This is a genomic window from Streptomyces mesophilus (assembly GCF_040300965.1).
GTDB lineage: Bacteria > Actinomycetota > Actinomycetes > Streptomycetales > Streptomycetaceae > Streptomyces > Streptomyces mesophilus_A.
The window spans coordinates 18635-39999 of record NZ_JBEPEW010000076.1 but is presented as its reverse complement, the minus strand read 5'-3'; the positions used below and the strand labels follow the sequence as shown (position 1 = coordinate 39999).

The following is a 21365-nucleotide window of genomic DNA, read 5'->3' as shown; positions in this document are numbered from 1 at the left end:
GCGGGGGGGGCGGGGGGGGGGGGGGGGGGGGGCGGCTGGGGGCGGGCCGGGGGGCCGGCCCGGGTCGGGGGGGGGCCGCCTGCCGTCCGGCAGGCGGCCCTCCCGCCTCAATCCGCCTGCGGCGGCGTGTACTTGTACCCGACGCGCCGCACCGTCTGGATCGCCTCGCGGTACTCGGCGCCCAGCTTGCGTCGAAGGCGGGCGACATGGACGTCGACCGTCCGCCCGTCGCCGACATGCCCGTACCCCCACACCGTCTGCACCAGGGAGTCCCGGGTGTGCACCCGCTGCGGGTGCGCGACGAGATGGGCGAGCAGCTCGAACTCCAGGTAGGTCAGGTCGAGCCGCCGCCCGTCGACCTCGGCGACGCGCTGCACCGGGTCGATCCGGATGACCTCCCGCTGCGGTGCCGTCGCTGCCGCCCCCTGCAACTCGGCAGGGACGAGCACGAGATACCCGACCATCGGCGGGCGGTCCGGCAGAGCGGGCAGCGTGTGCTGGGGCGCGGGCAGCCAGGTGGCGCCCGGCGGCAGATAGTCGGCCACGTCGATGCTCGGCACCAGCTGCGCCACCTCGTCCTGCTGGACGGCGCGCAATCGGTGGCGGGCGGGAGGGGCGGGGGTGTTTGTGGCGGCGGTCGGCAGGGGAGGCGCCGTAGCGGCGGAGAAGACACGGGTGTTCGCCATGAGAGGTCAGCTCTTTCGCGCGAAGTGGACGTGGCAGGACGTACGCACTCGCACAGGCCGAAGGCCGCACCGCCTCGACGAGGGGTGAACGGCTTTAGAGGGCCGGTGCGTTCCTCACGCGGCAACACACGCGGTCGAAGTCATCATGCTGACGGGAAGGCCAGAACGGCTCGAGGTCGAAGCGACCCTTCGCGGTGTCCTGGTAGTCGGCCATGCCCCCATTGAAGCAGACGGGTCACCTGTCGAGCAGTCCCCTCTCAGTCGGTGATACGGATCCGCCCGCTCAATCTCCCAGACGCTTGCGCCAGTCCAGGGGCGTCACATGGACGGCCCGGCTCGCCGAACCGTCCCAGTCGGCCCGCAGCCCTGCCTCCGCCAGCGCCGCCACCACCTCGCGGCCGACCTCGACGGTCGACTCCTCGCGCCCGTCGAACCCGCCGAACAGCAGCATCAGGCCGTGCCCGGCCGCGGCCGACTCGGTGCTCTGGGAGTGGAAGTAGACGAACCCCCGGGCACCCTCGGCGGCCTCCGCGCCGATCTCCGCATCGCCGCAGCTGCGGCAGCAGGTGAAGTTCTCCCGGGCCGTGATGCCCCGCCGCTCCAAGGCGGCGAAGGCGGCGCGGATCCGTTCGGGGTCGGTCGTTCCCCGCCAGTGCCGCTGCTCCTCGACGCGTTCCAGCCAGAGCCGGTCCACGAGGGCTCGCGCCTGCGCGGTGGACACCGGTCGCCTTTTCCCATCGACGAGACAGTCCTCCGCGGCCTCGGTCAGCCTGTCCCGTCCGTCGTATCCGCAGGCGATCAACTCCCGTACGCGGGACTCCAGTGCCGTCCGCACCGGCTCGGCGAGCTCAGGGGCCGGCTTGGGCGCGGGCCCGAGGTCCACCCGCTGCCACTCGAAGCCGGCGCCCCACTCCTGCTCGCCTCGGGCCCACCCCGTCAGCGCGGCCGCCACCAGCCGGACATCCGCGATCTGCGCCCCGAAGTGCCGATCGGCAGCGCCGTCCCGGTACTCCACCTGATAGTCCCCGCCCTGCTCGTGCCACACCTGGGCGAAGACATCGGGCAGCTCGGGTATCCGCTCCATGACGAGGAACCGGTCACCGTCGTCCCCGATGCGGTGCACCAACTCCTCGAGCCGGTCCGCCGCAACCCGCGCGAGCCGCTCCCCGCGTTCCGTCTGCACTGTGATCGCCAGCATGCCGTTACCTTGGCACACCGCACCGACAGCGGGACGTGCGAAGGGGCGCCCACCGCGAACGGTGGGCGCCCCTTGCGGAGTTCGACGGATCAGACCTGTCCGGCCTTCTCCAGACCGGTGCAGCACGTGTCCACGATCAGACGCGTGACCACGTACGGGTCGACGTTCGCGTTCGGACGGCGGTCCTCGATGTAGCCCTTGCCGTCCTGCTCGACCTGCCACGGGATACGGACCGAGGCGCCGCGGTTGGAGACGCCGTAGGAGTACTCGTTCCACGGGGCGGTCTCGTGCAGACCCGTCAGACGGTCGTCGATGCCGGCGCCGTAGTTCTTGACGTGGTCGAGCGGCTTGGAGCCCTCGCCCAGCGCCTCGCACGCGGTGATGATCGCGTCGTAACCCTCGCGCATCGCCTTCGTGGAGAAGTTGGTGTGCGCACCGGCGCCGTTCCAGTCGCCCTTGACCGGCTTCGGGTCGAGGGTGGCCGAGACGTTGAAGTCCTCGGCGGTGCGGTAGAGCAGCCAGCGGGCCACCCAGAGCTGGTCCGAGACCTCCAGCGGCGCGAGCGGGCCGACCTGGAACTCCCACTGGCCGGGCATGACCTCGGCGTTGATGCCGGAGATGCCGAGACCGGCCTTCAGGCAGTTCTCCAGGTGCGCCTCGACGACGTCACGGCCGAAGATCTCGTCCGCGCCGACACCGCAGTAGTAGCCGCCCTGAGCAGCCGGGAAGCCGTTCTCCGGGAAGCCGAGCGGGCGGCTGCCGTCGAAGAAGGTGTACTCCTGCTCGATGCCGAAGATCGGCTCCTGCGCGGCGAACTTCTCCGCGACCTCGGTCAGCTGCGCACGGGTGTTGGAGACGTGCGGCGTCATGTCCGTGTTCAGGACCTCGCACATCACCAGGATGTCGTCGCCGCCGCGGATCGGGTCCGGGCAGGAGAACACCGGCTTGAGCACACAGTCGGAGGCGTGGCCCTCGGCCTGGTTGGTGCTGGAACCGTCGAAGCCCCAGATCGGCAGCTCGGCGACACCGGAGACGGGAGCGGTCAGTATCTTCGTCTTCGAGCGCAGCTTCGCCGTCGGCATGGTGCCGTCGATCCAGATGTACTCAGCCTTGAACGTCACGGGCGCCATCCTTTACGGGCGTTGCATGCGGGTGGAGCGTGGGGGGCGTCGTCGAGCCCCGCGCTGTAGCCGCAGCCTGTCAATGCGCGATTTCCCGACCGTTGCCCGTCTGTGAACCCCGTGTTACGCGCGTTTCGCGCCGGTACACAGCCGCATCGTCAGCCTCCCGCCGTGCGGGCGGTCACCCGTCCCACCTGCCGCGCTGTGCCGCCTCCACCACATGCCGCTTCAGGAGCCCGTCGAACCCGGCGTTCCTGATCCGCCGCACCAGCTCGACCGGGGAGGTGCCGAGCGCCGCCGCCGTGTCCTCCAAGTTCCAGTCGTGCCGGGCCAGTTGGGACAGCAGATGGCCGCGCCGCACCTGGTTCTCGGAGAGCCGCATCGACTTCAGATACGCCACCCGGCCCTTCAGATCGGTGATCGTCTCCCCGATGTGCTGCTCGCGGTGGAGCGCGAAGGGCGGCAGGAAGCGGCTCAGGCGGTAGCGCCCCGCCGCCCCCATCCGCCGCAGCTGCGTGATCTCGTACGACTCGTCGAGCAGCCCGCCGGCCAGGTGCCGGTCATGTGCCTCGGCCCACGCATCGAGCTGCCCCAGGGCGGCCGACCGCAGCCCGGCCAGGTCGGACACGCGCGCGTCCTCGATCACCGCCGTGAACTCCCGTACCGGCGGCGAGTAGTACGCGTGCTGGTACACCAGCTCCCCGTACAGGTCCTGAAGCAGGGAGCTGTGCAGCGCCCGGTAGTCGTCCGGATGCGGCACGACGAACGCGGCGGCGAGCGCGTCGGCCGCGTACACCATGACCCCGCACTGCCCCGGATGGATCTCGAAGATCCGCAGCGCCTCGTCGAGCCCCTCCACCGACGCCCCCACGTACGCCATCTCGGCCCGCGGCGAGAGCCCGCGGCTCACCGCCCGCTTCGCCCACTCGTCCCACAGCACGGAAGGACCGCCGAAGTGCAGCGCGAGATAGCCCTCGAGCGCCAGGTGCAGGGGAAGGAAGCGCAGCCGCCGGCTGCCCGCGCGCTGCACGAGACGCCGCATCGGGATCGCGTGCACGGGGGTGTCCTCCGGCTGGTCGTACTCCTCGCAGAGCTGAGTGCCGTACGCCGCCTGCCACTTGCCGTCCCGCGCCCAGTCCGCCACGAAGCCGTGCGGGATGTACGAGGTGTAGAAGGTGCCGTCGCCGGCTTCCACCGCCGTCCACTCGTTCCGGAACAGATCGCGCCGCAGCCGCAGATCCGTGATCGGCGTCTCGCGCACCAGCGGTACGAGGCGGATACCGCCCCATACCTGGGCGGGCTTGGCGGTCAGACCGGTGAGGTCGAGCTGGGTCATGCCGTCGTCCCCTCGGTCGCGGCCTCGCTCACGGTTTCGGTCACGCCCCCGGTCACCGGGAAGAGCCGCACCCTGTCGTCGGCCGTCCCGGTAAAGGCCTTCACCCTCTCGTGCAGATACGCCCGCAGCTCCGCGAGCCCCGTCCGCCCCTCCGCGAACTGCGCCAGCTCCACGAGCGCCGGCAGATCCTCCGCGTCCCGCACCCCGGAGGTCGGCACGCTCGGGGCGAGGCGGCGCACGTCGTAACCGTCCGCGTCGTATACCGGGTTGAGGTGCACGACGCTCGTACGGCGCGACGGGTCGAGCCGCGTGCGCCACACCCTCAGGACCTCGCCCGCGAGCCCCGGCGGCGCGTTGTCCCAGCCGTCCGAGACGATCACCAGACGGGCGGGGGAGTGGTCGAGCGCGTCGAGGATCCGCAGGCCGAGCGGCGTCGGACCGTACGGATAGGTGAGCAGCGCGTCGCCGCGTCCCGAGGTCCACAGCGGGACATACGTGTCCGCCAGCTCGGCGAGCAGGAAGTGGCAGGCGAGCGCCACCGCCAGCGGGCGGCGCCGCTTCTGCGCCGACCCCGAGGCCGAGAAGCTGTCGTCGAGCACCGCCGCGACCCGCCCCCACGTCCCCGCGTACGGGCCGGCGACCCGGCGTGCGGCCGCCCGCAGCGCATCCGTGAGCTCGGCCCGCCGCTCGGATCGTACGGAGAGATCCAGGGACAGCACGTACGAGGCGAGCCGGGTCAGCGGCATCGCGGCCAGGTCGACCTCGATCTCCGCCTTGAGGGCGCGGGCGGACTCCTGGTTGCGCAGCCGCTCGTGCCGGGTCATCCGGGGCTCGATCCGGTCGAGGAACACGGCACGCGGGATGCCGTGCTGCGCGGCGAAGCCCTCGGCGACCGTGAACGGCAGCTCGTACAGGGCGCTGTGCGTGTAGCGGGCCCGCCGGTAGGTGTCGAGCAGCTCGTGCTCGTAGTGCCCCCGCTTGCGCGGCGCGAACAGGAAGTCGCCCAGCTCGTCCGTCACCGGCAGATGCCCGTGCCGCACGGCCGTCTTGAACCCGCTGCGGTACTTCACCGCGTCGAATCCGTGGTCACGGCGGCCCGCCAGCCAGTCCCGCATGATCGCCCGGGTCCGCCGGTTGTTGACCCGGGCCCGGCGCAGCTGCCCGAACAGCCGGTACACCCGCTGCGGGGGCAGTACGGCGAGACGCGCGGCGATCAGCCGGCCCTCGACCCACCGCTGCTTCTCGTCCGTCTCGCGCGCGCTGACGAGCAGCCGCCGGATGATCTCCACGGCGTTGTGGTGGTTGATGTCGAGGGCGAGCGCGGCGGCGTACAGCTCGCGGTAGTTGACGCGCACGTACTCGTGCAGGAAGTCCAGCGACATGCGCTGTTCGTCCGCCGTGGAGCGGAACTCGCGCTGCCCCGTCGAGGTGATCGCCGCGTTCACGAACAGCAGCACGTCCTCGGCCGCGACCAGGTCGGCGTACGTCTCGTATGTCTCGTACGTCTCCATCGGGCCCCCGTGAGTGATGAGCGCCGGCCGGGGAGTAGGGGGCACGAACAGCGAATACATTGTTTTCAGAGACAAGAGACGGAAGTCGCACCGAAGTCCCGCGGCCGGCAATCGAACGTAACATCGTCGGCCGTATGCCCCATCATGGTTTTCCATGACGTCCCACACAGCCGCCGCCCCCGTCCGCATCGGCCTGCTCGGCACCGGCCCCTGGGCCCAGCGGGTGCACGGCCCCGCACTCGCCGCGCACCCCGGCACCGAGTTGGTCGGCGTCTGGGGCCGCAGGCCCGAGGCGGCCGCGGAGCTCGCGAAGGAGCTCTCCACCCAGCCATACGACGACGTGGACGCCCTGATCGCCGACGTCGACGCCATCGCGGTCGCCCTGCCCCCGGACATCCAGGCCCCGCTCGCCGTGCGCGCCGCACGCGCCGGACGGCACCTGCTGCTCGACAAGCCCGTGGCGACCACGGTCGAGGGCGCCCAGGAGCTCGTCGAGGCCGCGCGCGATGTGGCGTCCGTGGTCTTCTTCACGCTGCGGTTCTCCGCCGCGGCCGCCCCGTGGATCGACGAGCAGACCGGCCGGGACGGCTGGTACACGGGCCGGGTCGACTGGATCGGCTCCATCTACGCACCCGACGCGCAGAGCCCGTACGCCGATTCGCCGTGGCGCCGCGAACGGGGCGCGCTGTGGGACGTCGGCCCGCACGCCCTGTCCGTACTGCTGCCGGTGTTCGGCGACGTGAGCGAAGTGACCGGTCTGCGCGGCCAGTTGGACACCGTGCACCTGGCCCTGCGCCACGCGTCCGGCGCCACGAGCACCACGACGCTCAGCCTGACCGCCCCCGAGAAGGCGAGCGGAGTCACCGCCGAGCTGCGCGGGGCGCACGGGATCACCGAGCTCCCCGAGGTGTGGGGCGACGGCCCGCTCGCCTCGTACGGGACCGCGATCGACGCGCTCCTGGAGTCCGTACGCACAGGAGAACCGCATCCGTGCGATGTGCGCTTCGGGGCGCGGGTGACGGAGATCCTGGCGCGGGCGGAGGCAGCGCTGCGTTAGACGCCGGGTGCGTCGGGCGCCGGTCGCCTCGGTTCGTGGACCAGGCACAGGTGGTGCCCTGCCGGGTCCGCGTAGATGCGCCAGGGGCGGTCGTCGGTGCCCTTGTCGAGGAGGGTGCCGCCCGCCTCGACAAGGGCGGCCTCGGCCGCGTCCAGGTCGGGGACGCCGATGTCCAGGTGCAGTTGCTGCGGCCGCTCCGGGTCGCCCCAGACGGGCGGCTGGTGGTCGGCGACGCGCTGGAAGCACAGGACCTGACCGCCCGCGCCGGGCAGATGCAGCGTGGCCCAGTCCTCGTTGGTGGCCCAGCGACGGTCGGGGCGGTTCACCGTGCCGCCGAGCAGGGTGGCGTAGAAGCGGGCGAGTGCCTGCGGCTCGCGACAGTCGAGGACTGTGCACTGCAGTGTTCCGAACACGGGGACCCTCCGAACTTGCCTGTACGAGCCGACGCGCCCGTACGACCCGACGTGCCTGTACGACCCGACGCGCCCGTACGACTCGCCTACTTGATCAGCGCGTTGGCCCCGGCTATCAGCAGCCCGATCGTCGCGTCCGCGCCTCCGATGGCGAGGGCGCTGCGGCGGCGGTAGCCCACGCGCACCGCCGCGAAGGTACCCCACGCGAAGAGCAGCCCCGCGTTGAGGGCAAGCCCGACGGCCGTGACGGTCGCTTCGGGCCGGCCCGTGGCACCGGCCGCGACGAGCAGCGCGACCGTCGGCAGACAGGCCACGACGACCGGCCACTCGTCGGCGAGCGTCCGCGCGAGCTGCCGCCAGCGATGGCTGCCCGAGCCCTCCGTATGCGTGGACATATGGTGCGCGTATCCGTGCGCGAGGGCGGCCGTGGTGGCGGTCACCATGACCCAGGCCGCGTCCGAGTACGGCGTGTACGGCGAGCCGCCGCTCTGCAGGGCGGCGAGCAGCGCGCTCGCCAGGACGGTGCCGTAGACGCCGCCGAACATCCAGCTCTTCATCTCGGCGCTCCCTCCGGTCCCGTCGCTGGTGGAGCGCTCAACGGTACGGAGCAGGAGGGGCCTTTCGGTTCCCACGGAGGGACCATTCGTCCTGGTCGGGGCCCTGGCCGAAAGGATGAGGAGCGGGTCTGCCGGACGGGGCGCGCGGGCCCTTCGGCGATCGGCCCGACCGCTCAGGACCGCCCGAGCGCCTCCCGTACCGCCTCCTCCGAGCGCGCCACCAAGGCACTCCCGTCGTCCGCCGTGATGATCGGCCGCTGGATCAGCTTCGGATGCTCGGCAAGTGCCTTGATCCACCGCGCCCGCCCGCTCGCGTCGCGCGGCCAGGCCTCACGGTCCTTCAGGTTCAGCTCCTTGGCGACGGGTTCCTGGGTGCGGGCGATGTCCCAGGGCTCCAGTCCCAGACGTTCGAGCACCTCCCCGATCTCGGCCTCGCTCGGCACGTCCTCGAGATAGCGGCGCACCGTGTAATCGGCGCCCTCCGCGTCGAGCACGGTGAGGGCGCTGCGGCACTTGGAACAGGCGGGATTGATCCAGATCTCCATGCCACGGAGCGTACTGCCGCTGCTACGGTGTCGCGGCTGACCAACCCGGGCCGCCTGGCGGCCCGTTCATCGGACGGGGGTCCCCATGAAGGTTCGTCATGTACGGGCGATAGCCGTGTTCGTGATCGTCTTCGTCGCGCTGACCGGCGCGCGTCGCGGCGGAGGCGGCTGCGACGACGACCACGACAGTTCGGGTTCGGGCTCGGGCCACGGTTCGTCCGGAGGCGTCGGTGGCGGCGACGGGGGCGGTTCGGCCTCGGCGGCACCCTCGCCCAGCAGCACCACCACATACGGCGAGCAGGACGTCACGATCGACGCCTGTGAGCTCACCCCGGAAGCCGACTACTTGGGCAAGGCGCGCCTCACGTACCGCGTCACCAACGGGAACACGGACCAGACGGCGAGCTACAAGATCACCTTCGCGGTCCTGCGGACGTCGGACAAGCAGGTGCTGACCATCCCGACGCTGTCCATCGACAGCCTGGCGCCCGGCAAGACCCAGGCCGGCACGATCACCGAAGCGGCCACCACCGCCGATGACGACATGCGCACCCTCGACGCGCACTGCATCGTCAGCCGCGTCGACAAGACCGGCTTCTGACCGCGCCCTTCGACGAGCGGCGGTGTTCGAATATGTGCCGCCTCACGCATCCCTTCCGGACCATGCGTGACGCGCCTTCAAACCCCTGATCCACCTGGTGATTTGGCGGCGATTCCGGACCCTGTGGATGTCAGTACCGGGGGCTAGAATTGAAGCAGTGTTCGAGTTCGGGTCGCAGGGTGCCCGCCGGCGCCCGACGACTCCCCGACCACCCCAGGAGGTTGCTTATGGTCCCTGTCGCTCTCAAGGCTCAGACGACACTGCCGATCGATGTTCCGTATGTGCCGTTCGCCAAAAAGGCGCTGCCCGCAGGCCGGCCGCGCGAGTGGTACATCGCGCACAACCGCCGGCTCAAGGCCATGCGCCTCGCGATAGCCCTGCTGGACGCGGGCGTCTGGCGCCCGGAGCAGGCGAACAACGGCCGTATCCGCTCGACCGCGGACCTCGTCGGCATCCACCCGCCGTCCGAGACCACCTGCCACATGGTGCGCGCCCTGATGCGCTACACCCGCTGAGCGTGCGCTGATCCTGTGCACCGACCGCCGGTCGGGCCGAACTCCTTCGGCCCTGCCGGCGGTTGTGCGTGCCCGCTCGCGCGGGGCCTCTTGGCGTCGGCCCTCTTGAAGTGAACCCGACACCTGTGTCACAACGTTGTCATCACGTTGTCCAGACCAATCGCTTCGACGGGCCTGCCCCCGAGCCCGCCTCAGGATCCGTACGTCAGACCGGAAGGGACCCCGTGCACCGCACCCCCACAGCTGTGCTCACGGCCGCCGCCCTGCTCCTCCTCGCCGGCTGCGGGGGAGAGGCCGAGGCGCGTGACGAACGTCCGCCGACCGCCCCGCGCGGCCTCACCGTCCATGCGGGCAGCGCCACTTCGGTCCACGTGATGTGGAACAAGTCGACCGACGACACCGCCGTCGCCCGCTACGAGGTCTTCCGCGGCGGCAAGCTGGTCAAGACGCTCCCGGCCGCCACGTACATGATCGACATCACCGGTCTGACCCCGAAGCGGACGTACACCTTCACGGTCCGGGCCCTGGACGCCGCCGGCAACCGCTCACCCCACAGCACCGAGGCCTCCGTCACCATGCGGGCCCCGGCCCCGCAGGACGCCGAGCCGCCCACCGCACCCGTCAAGCTCACGGCCCGGCCGTCGGGTGCGCGGGCGGCCACCCTCGCGTGGGGTGCGGCGAAGGACAACGAGGCGGTCACCTCGTACGACATCTATCAGCGAGGATCCCGGATCCACAGCGTGGACGGCCGCACGACCACCGCCCTGGTGACGGGGCTGCGGCCCGGCACGGAGTACACCTTCACCGTCAAGGCCCGCGACGCGGCCGACAACTCCTCGCCCGACAGCGGCTCCGTCCGCCTGACGACCGCGCCCGGCAGTGGCGGCTCGGAGAACACCGCGCCCGGCGGCTTCAAGGTCACCACGCGCGAGGAAGACGACGCGTACTACCTGGACCTGTCCTGGGACGCGCCGAAAACCGGCGGTGATGTCGCCGAGTACGAGATCCACCTCAACGGCCGCCAGGCGACCACCCTGCAGTGGGGTGCGGCGGCGCCGGCCGGCCGCGCGAAGCACAGCTTCTTCATCACGCGCGAGGAGGGGCAGACATATCGCGTGAAGCTCAGGGCGAAGCTGCCGGACGGCAATTGGGGAGCGTTCTCGGAGGAGCGGACCGTGACGACGGGGAGCTAGTCGGCGCTGCGTGGAGTCGGCTGCGGGGAGGCAGCTCGCGCTGCGGGGAGCCAGGCAGCCGGCTCGCGCTGCGGGGAGCTAGCCTGTGCCGTCATGAGCGATCTGCGGATGATGCATGACGTCCCGGTGATGGTGTGGCCCGCCGAGGGCACCCCGATCGCCGCCGAACAGGACGCCCTCGACGTGATCGGCAACGCCGGTTACCAGGGCGCCCGTTGGGTCGCGGTCCCCGCCGGCCGCTTCGCCCCCGAGTTCTTCGTCCTGCGGACGCGCCTTGCGGGCGCGGTCATCCAGAAGTTCGTCCAGTACGGGCTGGGGCTCGCCGTGGTCGGCGACATCTCGGCGCACGTCGCGTCCGGCACGGCGCTGCGCGATTTCGTACGGGAGTGCAACCGCGGAACGCAGACATGGTTCGTCACCGACCTCACCGAGCTCGAGGAGCGTCTGAAGTGACGGTCACGCTCTTCACCCTGGGCGGCACCATCGCGATGGCCGGCCGCCCGTCCGGCGGCGTGGTCCCGCGTCTGTCCGGCGCCGAACTGACCGCCGCGGTACCGGCTTTGGCGGAGTACGGCCTGGACGTCCGCGACGCCCATGCGGTCCCCAGCGCCAACCTCACCTTCGCCCAGCTGTACGAGGTGGTGGACGCGGCTTCGCGCGCGGTGAAGGCGGGCGCGACGGGCGTGGTCGTCACCCAGGGCACGGACACCCTGGAGGAGACCGCGTATCTCCTCGACCTGATCTGGCCGCATCCGCAGCCGCTCGTGCTGACCGGCGCGATGCGCAACCCGACCCTCGCGGGGGCGGACGGTCCCGCGAACCTCCTCGCGGCCGTACGGGTCGCGGCGGCGCCCGAGGCCAGGGACCTGGGCGCGCTGCTCGTCTTCAACGACGAGATCCACGCCGCCCGTCGGGTCCGCAAGACCCATGCCACGAGCACGGCGACCTTCGCGTCGCCGAACACCGGGCCGCTCGGCCACGTCATCGAGGGCCGCGTCCGCGTGCTGACCCGCCCGCCCCGCCTCCCGGCACTGACACCGGCCGCCGGCGGTCCCCGGGTGGCCCTGCACACGGTCACCCTGGACGACGACGGCGCCCTCCTGCCCGGCCTCGCGACCACGCACCAGGGCCTGGTCGTGGCGGCCTACGGAGTCGGTCACGTACCGGCCGGACTCGCCCCGGTACTCGGCGAGTTGGCGACCCGCATCCCGGTCGTCCTGACATCCCGTACGGGAGCGGGCTCGGTCCTCACGTCGACATACGGCGCTCCGGGCTCGGAGACGGACCTGTTGAGCCGCGGTCTGGTCAACGGCGGCCTGCTGGACCCGTACAAGGCACGCGTTCTGCTGCGCGTACTGCTGTCGGCGGGGGCGGCCCACGAGGACATCGCCCGGGAATTCACCCTCCGCGCCTGACGGTGGTCGGGGCTGGTCGCGGTTCGAAGTGACAGCCCCGACCGCCGTCGGACCGGTCCGCCTCGCTCAGTCCTCCGCTACGGGACCCAGCGCCTCGACCTCGCCCGCGAACGCCGGATGCCCCACCGCCTCACACGCGAGCCGCAGCTTCCGCCGGTGCGTGCCGTACCGCTGCGCGAACTGGATCCCGGGCTCCCCGTCGTTCTCCCAGGCCTGCACGATCACGGCGTCGGACCGCTCCTGATCGACGGTGAAGTACCCGTCGTGCACGAGCGCGTACCGCTGACAGTCCGCCCCGGCGGCACGCAACTGCTCCCGCGCGATCTCCGCCTCCCGCTCGAACGTATCCGCCCGGCACCGCTGCAGCTTCCGCCCGTCCGCGTACTCCATGAGCACAAAGGTCGTCAGCTCCTGCCCCTTGGTGGCCCGCAACGACTCGACGGCGTGACCGATGGCGGCGAAGGCGAGAGCGAGCAGTTCCTCGGAAGCGTCATCGAGTGGAGACGTAGACATGCGCCCAGGAAACCATGGGCACCCGCTGCCGGGCGGCAGCGGGTGCCCATGGTGAACAGCGCTTCACGCGGCCTTGGTCAGGGTGGACCGGTCCTGCCCGGACAGCGTGGCCCGGTCCGCGCCGGGGGCCTGCCGTACGGCAGTCGCGGGATCAGCCGCGGCTCCGCGTCCGTCGTGGCGCGGCCAGAGCAGCAGGGCGCCGACCGCGCCGGCCGCGGCGAGGGCCGCGAGCACGGACCAGGCGAGGGCGAAGCCGTACCGGGTGCCGAGCCCGCCCGCGATGGGGTAGGTGATCAGCCAGGCCAGGTGCGACAGCGAGAACTGGGCCGCGAACGCCTCGGGGATCGCGTTCCGCGCGACCGAGGCGCGCAGGACCTTGCCCGTCGGCGTGATGATCAGCGCCATGCCCATGCCGATCACGGTCCAGGTGACCGCCGTACCGGCCCAGGTGCCGACGCCTGCCGCGACGAGTGTGACCGCGCCGGCCGTGCCGCCGACGAGCACGGCGGCTCCGGCCAGCATGACGGTGCGGGCCGCGATCCGGTCGAGGACGCGGGGGAGTGCCAGGGCGGTCACGAGGGTCCCGGTGCCGGACGCGGCCAGCATCCAGGCCACGCCCGACTGCGAGCCGCCGAGTTCGTCGCGCACGTAGTTGACGGTGCTGACGACGACGATCGAACCGGCCGCCGCCACCACGAGGTTGAGCGCCATGACGCCGCGCAGCCGAGGCGTGGTGAGGAAGGTCCTGATCCCGGCCGCGGCCTTGTCCCATGCCTTGGTGTGGGCGCTGGGCCGGGCGTTCGGGACGCGCGCCGACAGGACGAGCAGGGCGGAGAGGAGGAACCCGGCGGAGGTGCCGAGGAACAGCCGGTCGAAGCTCATGAAGGCCAGGGCGACCGCCGCGAGTACGGGGCTGAGCAGGCTCTCCATCGTGGAGGCGACCTGAGACGCGGACAGCGCCCGGGTGTACGCGGACTCGTCGGTGACGATGTCCGGGATGACGGCCTGGAACGTCGGGGTGAACGCGGCGGACGCGGCCTGGAGCAGGCCGACAAGGACGTAGATGTGCCAGACCTCGCTCACGAGCGGCAGGGCCAGGACCACGAGGCCCCGGATCACGTCGAGCAGCACGAGGAAGGTTCTTCGGGGGAGCCGGTCGATGTACGCGGCGGTCAGCGGGGCGATGACCACGTACATGACCATCTTGATGGTGAGGGCCGTGCCGAGGACCATGCCGGCGCGCGGCCCTGCGAGGTCGTAGGCGAGCAGTCCGAGGGCGACGGTGGTCAGTCCGGTGCCGAACAGGGCGATGACCTGGGCGCCGAAGAGGAGACGGTAGTCGCGGAGGGCGAAGAGTCGCATGATGTTTCCTTCGGTGTTCATGCGGCGGGGCGCGGGTCCGGGGCGGAGGCCGCGCCCCGCGCGTACAGGCGGGGGTGTCTTCTTTACGCACCGAGGTGCTCCCTTGGCGGTCGGTCAGTGGTGGCTGTGGTGGGCCTGGTGGCTGTGCTGGACCTGGGGTCCGTGGTGGCCGTGATGTCCTGCGTGGCTTCCGTGCTCGGGCGCCTGGTGGCTGTCGTGCCCGGGGCCGGCGGCTTCGGCGGTCCGTACCGTGAACTCGGCCGTCCGTACGACGCCTTCGTGCTGGAAGTCCAGGAACAGGCGGTACGTGCCCGCCGTCGGCGCGACCGCCATGAAGGCGATGTGGGGCCCTGCGGCGGTGACCCTGTCACCGGGCTCGCCCTCCGGGTGCACGTGGAGATAGCCCAGGTCTCCCACACGCAGCGCCACCAGATGTCCGTACGCGGACAGATAGGGCTGAAGGTCGGTGACGGGACGGCCGTTCCGGCTCACGGTGAGCGTCAGCTCGCTCGCCTCGGCGGGCCGGAGCTCCCCGTCGAGCGCCACGGTGTACTCCCCGGTCCGCGCGCTTGTGACGGCCTCGGGCAGCGGCTGCGGCTCGTACGCTCCGGCGACCGCGGCGTCGATCCCCAGCGTCAGGGTTCCGTCGTGCCCGGCCGGGTGGACGTCGGCGAAGAACCGCCAGTCCCCGGGCGTCAGGTCCAGCTCGACGCTCCAGTCGCCCTCCGCGTCCCTCACCGGGTGCACGTGCTGGAACCCGGCGGTGTCGCGCCGCACGGCGATGAAGTGCAGCTCCTTGTCGTGCTCGGCCTCGAACCGGGTCACCGGTCGCGCGTCCGGGCCGGTCACACGGAAGCCGACCGTCTGGACCCCGGCGGCGAAGACCGTCGCAGCGAGCTCGAGCGTGTACCCGTCCCGCGACACCGAAAGCCCACCGGGCAGGGCGCCCCCGTGCGCGCCGTGACCTCCCTGAGCGCCGTGGTTGCTGTGGTCGTGACCGACGTGCGTGCTCATGACGTACTCCCACCTACAAGTCGTTTCCTGCCACCGCCCTGTCCGGGCGACGACCAGAACCATATACCCCTGGGGGGTATATGGCGACCCCTTCTGTCCCTCTGGGTAAGCCGTGGGTTCAGTGACCGGAGCGGGACAGCCGCCGAGTGAGGCCGGAGACAACGGTGGCGGCCGGCAGCCGGCCGGCCTGGAAATTGCGCGGTCATGGACCTCGCCGCCGGGCTACTGTGCCGCAATGCCGCTTCACCAGTTCGCCTACTTCGCGCTGGTCAGCGCACACACCACGGCGCAGGAGATGACCAAGTGGCTCGGCATCGAGCCCGACGAAATCGTGACGCGCGGGCTCCGCGATCCCTCGATTCCGCTCCCCGCCGTCCATCGGTGGAAGATCGTGTGCCGTCGGCCGGGCCTGCGGGTCGACGAACAGATCGCCCGAGTCGTGGACCGCCTCCGCCCGCATACCGACCGTATCGCCGAGCTGGTTGTCCGGCTCAACGCTGAAGAAGAGGAGGGGACTTCTGCGGTGCTGCAGGTTGTTCGCTACTTCACGGCTGAGGAGCCCCCCGACCCCGCATCGCATCAGCCCAACTTGTTCGGCTGGCACCTGGAACCTGAAGTGCTGGCCTTCCTTGCCGCTACCGGGGCCATGCTGGACGTCGACGAATACGACATGACCTCGAGTAGCTGATCGCCAACCACACAAACGACCGAGGGCCGTGTCCTCCCCCTCGACGAGGAAGGACACGGCCCACGGCCCATGCACGGCTCGGGTCAGCGGTTACCTGCTCTGACCTGAGGGTTTTCTAGATGTCGAAGTACAGCTCGAACTGAAACGGCCCCTCTGTGATCTGCGACAGAGGGGCCGTACTTCGTTGACCTGCGGTTTTATGCGTTGGTACGTGACGGGTGGTGCTAGTCGCTATTGATCGTCCTGCGGACTGTCTGCGGACTGGTCGCCGTCACTCTTCGGAGCGGGCGGGCGGGGGGGAAGCTCGTCAGTGTCGTGCGTGAGCCAACGCAGGAAGTCCCGGATGTACTGGCCGCGGTTCCGGCTGCCAATCATTTCGCCGGCCTTGTCCCACAGCTCCTTTTCGACCCTCACGGTCTGTCTCGGGGTCTTCTCCACGTTCGGCATGGCCTGAGCGTAGCCCCTTGCGGTGTCATGACACCAGGGTCTACGTTGGTGTCATGACACCGGGGGCTCCCCGGACGTCAGACGGCCCCGCCCGGTGCAGCAACACCGAAACGGGGCCTAGATCCGAACCCCTCTCAGACAGGGAGTCGAACCATGCCCACCACCGTATCTACCCCCGTCAACCTGCCGGCCGATGAGCCGGTCCCGTTCGCGGTGACCGAGGCTGCCGAGCAGCTGCTCACCGCCGAGCCCCGTACCTGGCTGCGCCGGATCTGGAAGGGCGGGCAGATCGTCGAGACGTGCCCGGCCTGGTGCACCGACACCCACTGGAACGACCAGAGCGGATACCTCGTCGACCTGTGCCACGGTGACGGCTTCCAGGGACCTGAGCTGTCGGTGTTCGACGCCGAGGACGGCATGGTGCAGGTGCCACTGTTCACCGGCCGGATCAACGTCGACCCGTACAGCAGCGAGCCCGCCCGTAACGTGCCGCACGTTCACCTGGAGCCGTACCCGGACCAGGTGATGGAGTGCCTCACCCCGGACGAGTTCGCCGCGGTCATCGCGCAGCTGCGGGCGCACTGCGACCGCCTCGACCAGGTCCACGCCAGGCTCGTTGAGGCCCGCGCCGAGTGGCAGGGCCAGGCGTGAGCGTCCCGCAGACCGTCACGGTCCACACTCGCGACCACGGGTCGGTCACGATCGCTGAGCCCGCATGGTGCCTCGGGGTGCACGTGGCCGGCGGGTTCCGTGCGGACATCGAGCACGCGGGCGAGGACGTCGAGCTGCTCGTCGACACCGCCCGCGGCCAGGCCCGTCTGCTGACGGCGTGCGTGTCCGAGCGGCCGTTCTCCCCGACTGACACGTCCGTGTTCGTGGCCGTCGAACTCGGCTGCGACTGGCATCCGTTCAGCTCGGAGACGCTGGCGGATCTCGTCGACCAGCTCGTCATCCACGCGTTGGGGACACTCCGTCCGCTGGTGCGCAAGTTGCGGGCGCTCGAGGGCGAGGCGCCGTGAACGTCTCCCGCCCGCGCCGGCCGACCGAGGATGCCGCTGTTGCGGCGGCGTCCCGGTCGCCCCGGCGGCTTCCCCCGGTTCAGAACATCCTCGCCGACCTGCTCAGCGCGAACCGCGCGGGCGATCGCCGAGGCGTCAACTTGTGCGCGCACCTTGCCGTGCGTGCCACCACCTTGGAGGTGGGCGAATGACTGTCAAGACCGTTCAGTGCCCGGCATGGTGCGTCATCGCGCACGAGGACGATTGGCCGCAGCCGGAAGACGTGTTTCACCGCAGCAACGATCTGATGCTGCAGCCGCCGAAGGGCTCGATGCCGGACCGGCAGACTCCTCTGCCGGCGCTGCGTGCGGAGTTGATTCTCCCGCAGGTCCCGGAGGACAACGATCCGGCGTGCATCCTCCTCGACCACCACGACGTGTACGGGCCGTATGCGCAGCTCGACGTCGAGCACGCGGACCAGATGATCCGGGATCTGAAGACATTCACGGCTCGGCTACAGGGGATGCGCAACCAGCTGGCCGCACTCAAGGAGGCGCTGCGATGAGCGCGCCCGTGGAAAGCCCGATGCACACGCAGCACCTTCTCGCCGACCCCTACGACAAGCCGCTGCTCACGGTGAAGTTCCGGGCGGTCGTGTCCCGCGACCAGCTGGCCGCCGCCGTCGACTTGGGCCTCAGCACGTACAACGGCGGCGACCGCCACCCGGACACGTGGACGGTCGCCGAGGTCCGGTATCACGCCGAGTCCCAGATCCTCGCCGGCAGCGGCCGGGAGCTGCAGGAGGGCGCCGAGGCGATGGCGGAGATGGCGCGCCCCGACTTCTACGACCCGTGGACCCGTGAGCGCGTCCAAGCGGTGTACCGGGCCGTGGATCGGGCGTTCCCGGGTGCCGGGGGTATCTCGTGAAGCGTGACGTCCTCGGGTGGCTGTCGCTCGCGGCCACGTTCGTTGTAACCGCGAGCGCGGAGTACCAGCTGGCCCGAGCCTGCGGGTTCGGCGTGTACGTGGCCGGCGCGGTGCCCGCCGCCCTCGACATCTACGCACTGCGGGCGCTGCGGGCCGGCCGGGACATGGCCGCGGTCGTCGTCGCCATGGCGACCGTCAACGCCCTGAGCCATCTGGTGTCAGCCGACATCATCCCGGTGTCGTGGCCGCTCGTCGTCGCCGTGTCATGCATCGCCCCGCTCGTCATGTGGCGGGTACACGCGCTGCGCGAAGAGTCGCCCGCCGCCCCCGTATCCGCCCCCGTATCCGTCGCTGCGGATACACCGGGATACGTACTCGAAAAGCTCCCTGAGCCCGGATACACCCCTCTACCCACCCCCTCTACCCGCTACGTCGGGCCGTTCGACAAGGCCCCCAAGTCGAGGCCCCTCTTTACCCCGGTAGCGCCCAGGGGTAGCGGGTCTGACCAGGCAGGTAAGGGGGGTAGTGGGGGTGGCGTACCCGGCGGGGATACGGGCGCAGGATACGTATCCGAGACCGAGGTACACCAGGACGCCGGCGTACCTGACGAGCCGCTCGACGAGCTGACCGAACTGGCCCGCAAGGAGTTCGAGGACGTCCTCGTCGAGGGGCGTACCCCGAGCATCCGGCAGCTGCGGGATACGTACTCCATCGGTCAGCCGCGCGCCCAGCTGATCCAGCGGCAACTCGCCCCCTCGTAGAGCTGATTGGTCCGTGCCCGCCTCTCACCGGGCACGGCCCAGCGACCTCACGCCCCGACCCGCGCCCGCACTCCACCGGGCACGGTTCGGGGCTTTCGGCGTGAGGTGCGGCCTTGGTGGTGATCACCGATCTTGGTGACTTAACACCAGAGGCTCACCCACCAGGGTCACCAGGGTTGGCCTGCGGGAACACCGTTTGGTGACCCTGGTGACCCGGATCTGAACTGGCCGCAGAACCCCCGGATTTCGCGTTTCCCAGCCCCTGGGGGTGCCTCACCCACCCAGTGACTCGGGCAGTGAGTCCGGTTGTGGATCAGTGAATATCAACTGGCCACTCACTGACCGACCCACTGGCCGTGACCTGCGAAAAGTGAATCAGTGAGTCAGTGAACGACTCGCGTCGAGGTCGTCAGAAGGGCCCGAAAGCAGTGCTCTGCGTGGATGGCGGCGATCCACTCACTGACGGTTTCAGGGTGAGTGGCTGCACCCCCTCTAGCCCCTCTAGGACGCTGGTCGGACCCCATGAACTACCCCTCTAGGCCGCTAGAGGGGCCCCTCTAGCGTGGACCGGGGAGGGAGGCAGCACTCTGCCGCTGAAACTGTCGTTTCGGGGGGTCTAGGCGGTCTCTCGAACCTGCCTCCCTGCCTCCCAAAAACAGGTGTTGCCGCAGTTCAGACCCTCAGGGAGGCAGTTGGGAGGCGGTTAGGGAGTTCTCCCTGCCTCCCCGCCGCCTCCCTGACTGCCTCCCTGGCCTGGGGAGGCTCGAAATAGTTGCGCGCAACCCGCCGACTACGCGCTGACCGAAGCAATCTGCCGCAACCCGACACCGCATCTGCGGGTCCCGCAGCATGCTGGACCTTCACCCAGCCCGAGGAGACGACATGACGCTCAGGTTCATCGGCACCACGTCCGAACACGGGAACTGTCCCACCCTGTACGAGGTCGTCGAGACCGGTGACATCGTGGTCCAGGGCGACAAGCTCACCGACCCTAAGCACCTCGACCAGCTCCGCGACGTCGCCGACCACGAGGGCTTCGTCGTCATCCCCCGCGAGCTGCTGACCCGCTTCGCACCCAAGGAGTGACCGTGCCCACCCTGATCCCCTTCACGGAGATCACCCACCTGTTCGCCGAGTTCGAGCGCACCGCGTTCCGGCTCGAGACCCGCCGCGGCTACGCCAGTGACCGCGCGGGCGCCCGCTTTCAGGCGTTCATGCGGGGCGTCGACCCGCAGCCGGAACCCGAGCATCCGTGGAACGTGAACGTGCGCGAGAAGGCCGAGCAGGGCGCCCGGTTCTCCCGGGTGCGGATCGTCGACGAGCCGCCCACCGACGGTCAGCGGTTCCTGATGGCCACGGCCGCCGGCGGCATTGCCGCGGGGGAAGACATCTGCGTCCTGCCTCGAGCAGAGGCGGAGGAACTCGGGTTGCCTGAGTGCGATTTCTGGTTGTTCGACTCGCGGATCCTGGTGCGGATGCACATCGACGAGAGCGATACGACGACCGGCGTCGAGCTGGTCGACGACCCTGCGGAAGTGCTGGCCGCATGCCGTGCCAGGGACGCCGCACTGGCCGCTGCACGGCCTTCTGCAGAGGTGTGGGCGCGGGTACGTTCCTCGGTGTGAGCACCGACTTTCAGCATGGGCGCGAGGCCCTCGGCGCGAGGCTGCGTGAGCTGCGCGTCGAGGCCGGCCTCGACGGTAAGACCCTTGCTGACCGTCTCGGCTGGCAGCGCTCGAAGGTCTCGCGCCTGCAGAACGGCCGGCAGACCGCGACCGCCGAGGACTTGGCGGCATGGGCCGCAGCAGTCGGCGCCCCGGCCCAGGCTTCCGAGCTGCAGGCGCGGTTGCGCGGCCTGGAGTCTCAGCAACGGCACTGGCGCAGGCAACTCGCCGCCGGGCACACCCCGGTGCAGGACCGGTATGTCGTCGAGTACCGGCGCACCGTCACCATGCGGGGCTACGAGGCCAGCGTCATCCCGGGCCTGTTCCAGACGCCCGCCTACGCCCGTCAGCTGCTCCTGCAGAACGCCGAGCTGATGCGCTCCCCAAGAGACACCGACGCGGCCGTGCAAGCCCGTATGCGGCGTCAGGAAGTGTTGTACGAGCCGGGCAAGCTGTTCCGCGTGTTGATCTGGGAGGCCGCCCTGCACGCCGCTGTCGGCGGCCGTGAGGTCATGGCCGGCCAGCTTGACCGGCTCGTTGGGCTGATTGGCATGTCGACGGTCGAGCTCGGCATCGTGCCGCTTGGCGCGCCCCTGTCGCTCACTCCGAAGCACGGGTTCTGGATCTTCGACGAGAAGCGGGTCATCGTCGAGACGATCAACACCGAGCTGCAGTACGACTCTTCCGACGACCTCGCCCTGTACGGCCGCGTCTGGGATCAGCTCGACGCTGGCGCCGCCTACGGACCGCAGGCACACCGGCTGATCGCCCGTGCTCGTGGGGCGATTGCAGGAACCTGAGCAACCGGCCCCAACCCCGGTCGCGGCTCGCGCAATCCGGCGC

Annotated in this window: 27 protein-coding genes; 15 read left to right on the top strand and 12 right to left on the bottom strand. The window is 70.4% G+C overall.

The genetic code is table 11. From position 1 onward, the window contains the following. Positions 1-107 precede the first annotated feature (107 nt). The 5 genes from ABT367_RS24690 to ABT367_RS24670 all read right to left on the bottom strand — a co-directional run bounded on the left by ABT367_RS24690 (position 108) and on the right by ABT367_RS24670 (position 5852). Positions 108-686 carry a winged helix-turn-helix domain-containing protein gene (locus ABT367_RS24690; protein ID WP_352255272.1) on the bottom strand — a complete coding sequence of 193 codons (579 nt, stop codon included), beginning with the start codon at positions 684-686 and terminating at the stop codon, positions 108-110. Positions 687-969: 283 nt separating this feature from the next. After that, positions 970-1884, bottom strand: a complete 915-nt coding sequence (locus ABT367_RS24685) for a DUF6891 domain-containing protein (protein ID WP_352255271.1) — start codon at positions 1882-1884, stop codon at positions 970-972. A gap of 89 nt (positions 1885-1973) precedes the next feature. Then, the gene (gene glnII, locus ABT367_RS24680) at positions 1974-3005 is read right to left on the bottom strand and encodes a glutamine synthetase (protein ID WP_352255270.1); all 1032 of its coding nucleotides are present in this window, start codon (positions 3003-3005) and stop codon (positions 1974-1976) included. 181 nt (positions 3006-3186) lie between these two features. Further along, positions 3187-4341, bottom strand: a complete 1155-nt coding sequence (locus tag ABT367_RS24675; protein WP_352255269.1) for an ARPP-2 domain-containing protein — start codon at positions 4339-4341, stop codon at positions 3187-3189. Then, positions 4338-5852: a hypothetical protein gene (locus tag ABT367_RS24670; RefSeq protein ID WP_352255268.1), complete on the bottom strand. Its 1515-nt coding sequence runs from the start codon at positions 5850-5852 to the stop codon at positions 4338-4340. Before ABT367_RS24670 ends, ABT367_RS24675 begins: the two co-directional genes overlap by 4 nt. A gap of 154 nt (positions 5853-6006) precedes the next feature. On the opposite strand from ABT367_RS24670, the gene ABT367_RS24665 reads away from it, so the two are divergent. After that, positions 6007-6909, top strand: coding sequence for a Gfo/Idh/MocA family protein (locus tag ABT367_RS24665; protein ID WP_352255267.1), 903 nt, complete (start codon positions 6007-6009; stop codon positions 6907-6909). Here the strand turns inward: ABT367_RS24665 and ABT367_RS24660 are convergent. The 3 genes from ABT367_RS24660 to ABT367_RS24650 all read right to left on the bottom strand — a co-directional run bounded on the left by ABT367_RS24660 (position 6906) and on the right by ABT367_RS24650 (position 8424). Next, a complete protein-coding gene (locus tag ABT367_RS24660; protein WP_352255266.1) occupies positions 6906-7322 on the bottom strand; it encodes a VOC family protein in 417 nt (138 codons plus the stop codon). The two genes, ABT367_RS24665 and ABT367_RS24660, sit on opposite strands and share 4 nt — an antisense overlap. 86 nt (positions 7323-7408) lie before the next feature. After that, complete coding sequence (locus tag ABT367_RS24655; RefSeq protein ID WP_352255265.1) at positions 7409-7879, bottom strand: hypothetical protein; 471 nt, start codon at positions 7877-7879, stop codon at positions 7409-7411. 173 nt (positions 7880-8052) lie between these two features. Beyond that, positions 8053-8424: an ArsC/Spx/MgsR family protein gene (locus ABT367_RS24650; RefSeq protein ID WP_352255264.1), complete on the bottom strand. Its 372-nt coding sequence runs from the start codon at positions 8422-8424 to the stop codon at positions 8053-8055. 85 nt (positions 8425-8509) lie between these two features. On the opposite strand from ABT367_RS24650, the gene ABT367_RS24645 reads away from it, so the two are divergent. The 5 genes from ABT367_RS24645 to ABT367_RS24625 all read left to right on the top strand — a co-directional run bounded on the left by ABT367_RS24645 (position 8510) and on the right by ABT367_RS24625 (position 12148). After that, positions 8510-9025, top strand: coding sequence for a hypothetical protein (locus tag ABT367_RS24645; RefSeq protein ID WP_352255263.1), 516 nt, complete (start codon positions 8510-8512; stop codon positions 9023-9025). Between the two features lie 227 nt (positions 9026-9252). Next, entirely contained in the window at positions 9253-9540 is a 288-nt protein-coding gene (locus ABT367_RS24640) for a hypothetical protein (protein WP_199549992.1), read from the top strand. Positions 9541-9764: 224 nt separating this feature from the next. Continuing rightward, the gene (locus ABT367_RS24635) at positions 9765-10733 is read left to right on the top strand and encodes a fibronectin type III domain-containing protein (RefSeq protein ID WP_352255262.1); all 969 of its coding nucleotides are present in this window, start codon (positions 9765-9767) and stop codon (positions 10731-10733) included. A 93-nt stretch (positions 10734-10826) separates the two neighbouring features. Then, complete coding sequence (locus tag ABT367_RS24630; RefSeq protein WP_352255261.1) at positions 10827-11186, top strand: DUF4180 domain-containing protein; 360 nt, start codon at positions 10827-10829, stop codon at positions 11184-11186. Beyond that, positions 11183-12148 (top strand): asparaginase, encoded by a 966-nt coding sequence (locus tag ABT367_RS24625; RefSeq protein WP_352255260.1) that lies wholly within the window; start codon positions 11183-11185, stop codon positions 12146-12148. The genes ABT367_RS24630 and ABT367_RS24625 overlap by 4 nt, the downstream gene beginning before the upstream one ends. A 66-nt stretch (positions 12149-12214) precedes the next feature. On the opposite strand, the gene ABT367_RS24620 is transcribed toward ABT367_RS24625, so the two are convergent. The 3 genes from ABT367_RS24620 to ABT367_RS24610 form a co-directional block, all read right to left on the bottom strand. Next, positions 12215-12661, bottom strand: coding sequence for a hypothetical protein (locus tag ABT367_RS24620; RefSeq protein WP_352255258.1), 447 nt, complete (start codon positions 12659-12661; stop codon positions 12215-12217). Positions 12662-12724: 63 nt separating this feature from the next. Beyond that, positions 12725-14023 carry an MFS transporter gene (locus ABT367_RS24615; RefSeq protein ID WP_352255257.1) on the bottom strand — a complete coding sequence of 433 codons (1299 nt, stop codon included), beginning with the start codon at positions 14021-14023 and terminating at the stop codon, positions 12725-12727. Between the two features lie 114 nt (positions 14024-14137). Further along, positions 14138-15037, bottom strand: coding sequence for a hypothetical protein (locus ABT367_RS24610; protein WP_352255256.1), 900 nt, complete (start codon positions 15035-15037; stop codon positions 14138-14140). A gap of 235 nt (positions 15038-15272) precedes the next feature. Between ABT367_RS24610 and ABT367_RS24605 the strand changes: the two genes are divergently transcribed. Continuing rightward, on the top strand, positions 15273-15725 hold the full coding sequence (locus ABT367_RS24605) for a DUF4279 domain-containing protein (protein WP_352255255.1): 453 nt from the start codon (positions 15273-15275) through the stop codon (positions 15723-15725). 231 nt (positions 15726-15956) lie between these two features. Here the strand turns inward: ABT367_RS24605 and ABT367_RS24600 are convergent, their stop codons facing one another. Further along, the gene (locus ABT367_RS24600; protein ID WP_352255254.1) at positions 15957-16172 is read right to left on the bottom strand and encodes a hypothetical protein; all 216 of its coding nucleotides are present in this window, start codon (positions 16170-16172) and stop codon (positions 15957-15959) included. 153 nt (positions 16173-16325) lie between these two features. Between ABT367_RS24600 and ABT367_RS24595 the strand changes: the two genes are divergently transcribed. From ABT367_RS24595 to ABT367_RS24560, 8 genes are all read left to right on the top strand, one after another. After that, positions 16326-16823 carry a DUF6907 domain-containing protein gene (locus tag ABT367_RS24595; RefSeq protein ID WP_352255253.1) on the top strand — a complete coding sequence of 166 codons (498 nt, stop codon included), beginning with the start codon at positions 16326-16328 and terminating at the stop codon, positions 16821-16823. Next, positions 16820-17191 (top strand): DUF6907 domain-containing protein, encoded by a 372-nt coding sequence (locus ABT367_RS24590; RefSeq protein ID WP_352255252.1) that lies wholly within the window; start codon positions 16820-16822, stop codon positions 17189-17191. The genes ABT367_RS24595 and ABT367_RS24590 overlap by 4 nt, the downstream gene beginning before the upstream one ends. A gap of 187 nt (positions 17192-17378) precedes the next feature. Further along, positions 17379-17735, top strand: coding sequence for a DUF6907 domain-containing protein (locus ABT367_RS24585; RefSeq protein ID WP_352255251.1), 357 nt, complete (start codon positions 17379-17381; stop codon positions 17733-17735). Further along, complete coding sequence (locus tag ABT367_RS24580) at positions 17732-18097, top strand: hypothetical protein (RefSeq protein WP_352255250.1); 366 nt, start codon at positions 17732-17734, stop codon at positions 18095-18097. Before ABT367_RS24585 ends, ABT367_RS24580 begins: the two co-directional genes overlap by 4 nt. Next, on the top strand, positions 18094-18858 hold the full coding sequence (locus tag ABT367_RS24575) for a hypothetical protein (RefSeq protein ID WP_352255249.1): 765 nt from the start codon (positions 18094-18096) through the stop codon (positions 18856-18858). Before ABT367_RS24580 ends, ABT367_RS24575 begins: the two co-directional genes overlap by 4 nt. Positions 18859-19740: 882 nt before the next feature. After that, the gene (locus tag ABT367_RS24570; RefSeq protein WP_352255248.1) at positions 19741-19944 is read left to right on the top strand and encodes a hypothetical protein; all 204 of its coding nucleotides are present in this window, start codon (positions 19741-19743) and stop codon (positions 19942-19944) included. 2 nt (positions 19945-19946) lie between these two features. After that, positions 19947-20483 carry a DUF6879 family protein gene (locus tag ABT367_RS24565; RefSeq protein WP_352255247.1) on the top strand — a complete coding sequence of 179 codons (537 nt, stop codon included), beginning with the start codon at positions 19947-19949 and terminating at the stop codon, positions 20481-20483. Further along, a complete protein-coding gene (locus ABT367_RS24560; protein ID WP_352255246.1) occupies positions 20480-21322 on the top strand; it encodes a helix-turn-helix domain-containing protein in 843 nt (280 codons plus the stop codon). Before ABT367_RS24565 ends, ABT367_RS24560 begins: the two co-directional genes overlap by 4 nt. The last annotated feature ends 43 nt before the right edge of the window (positions 21323-21365 follow it).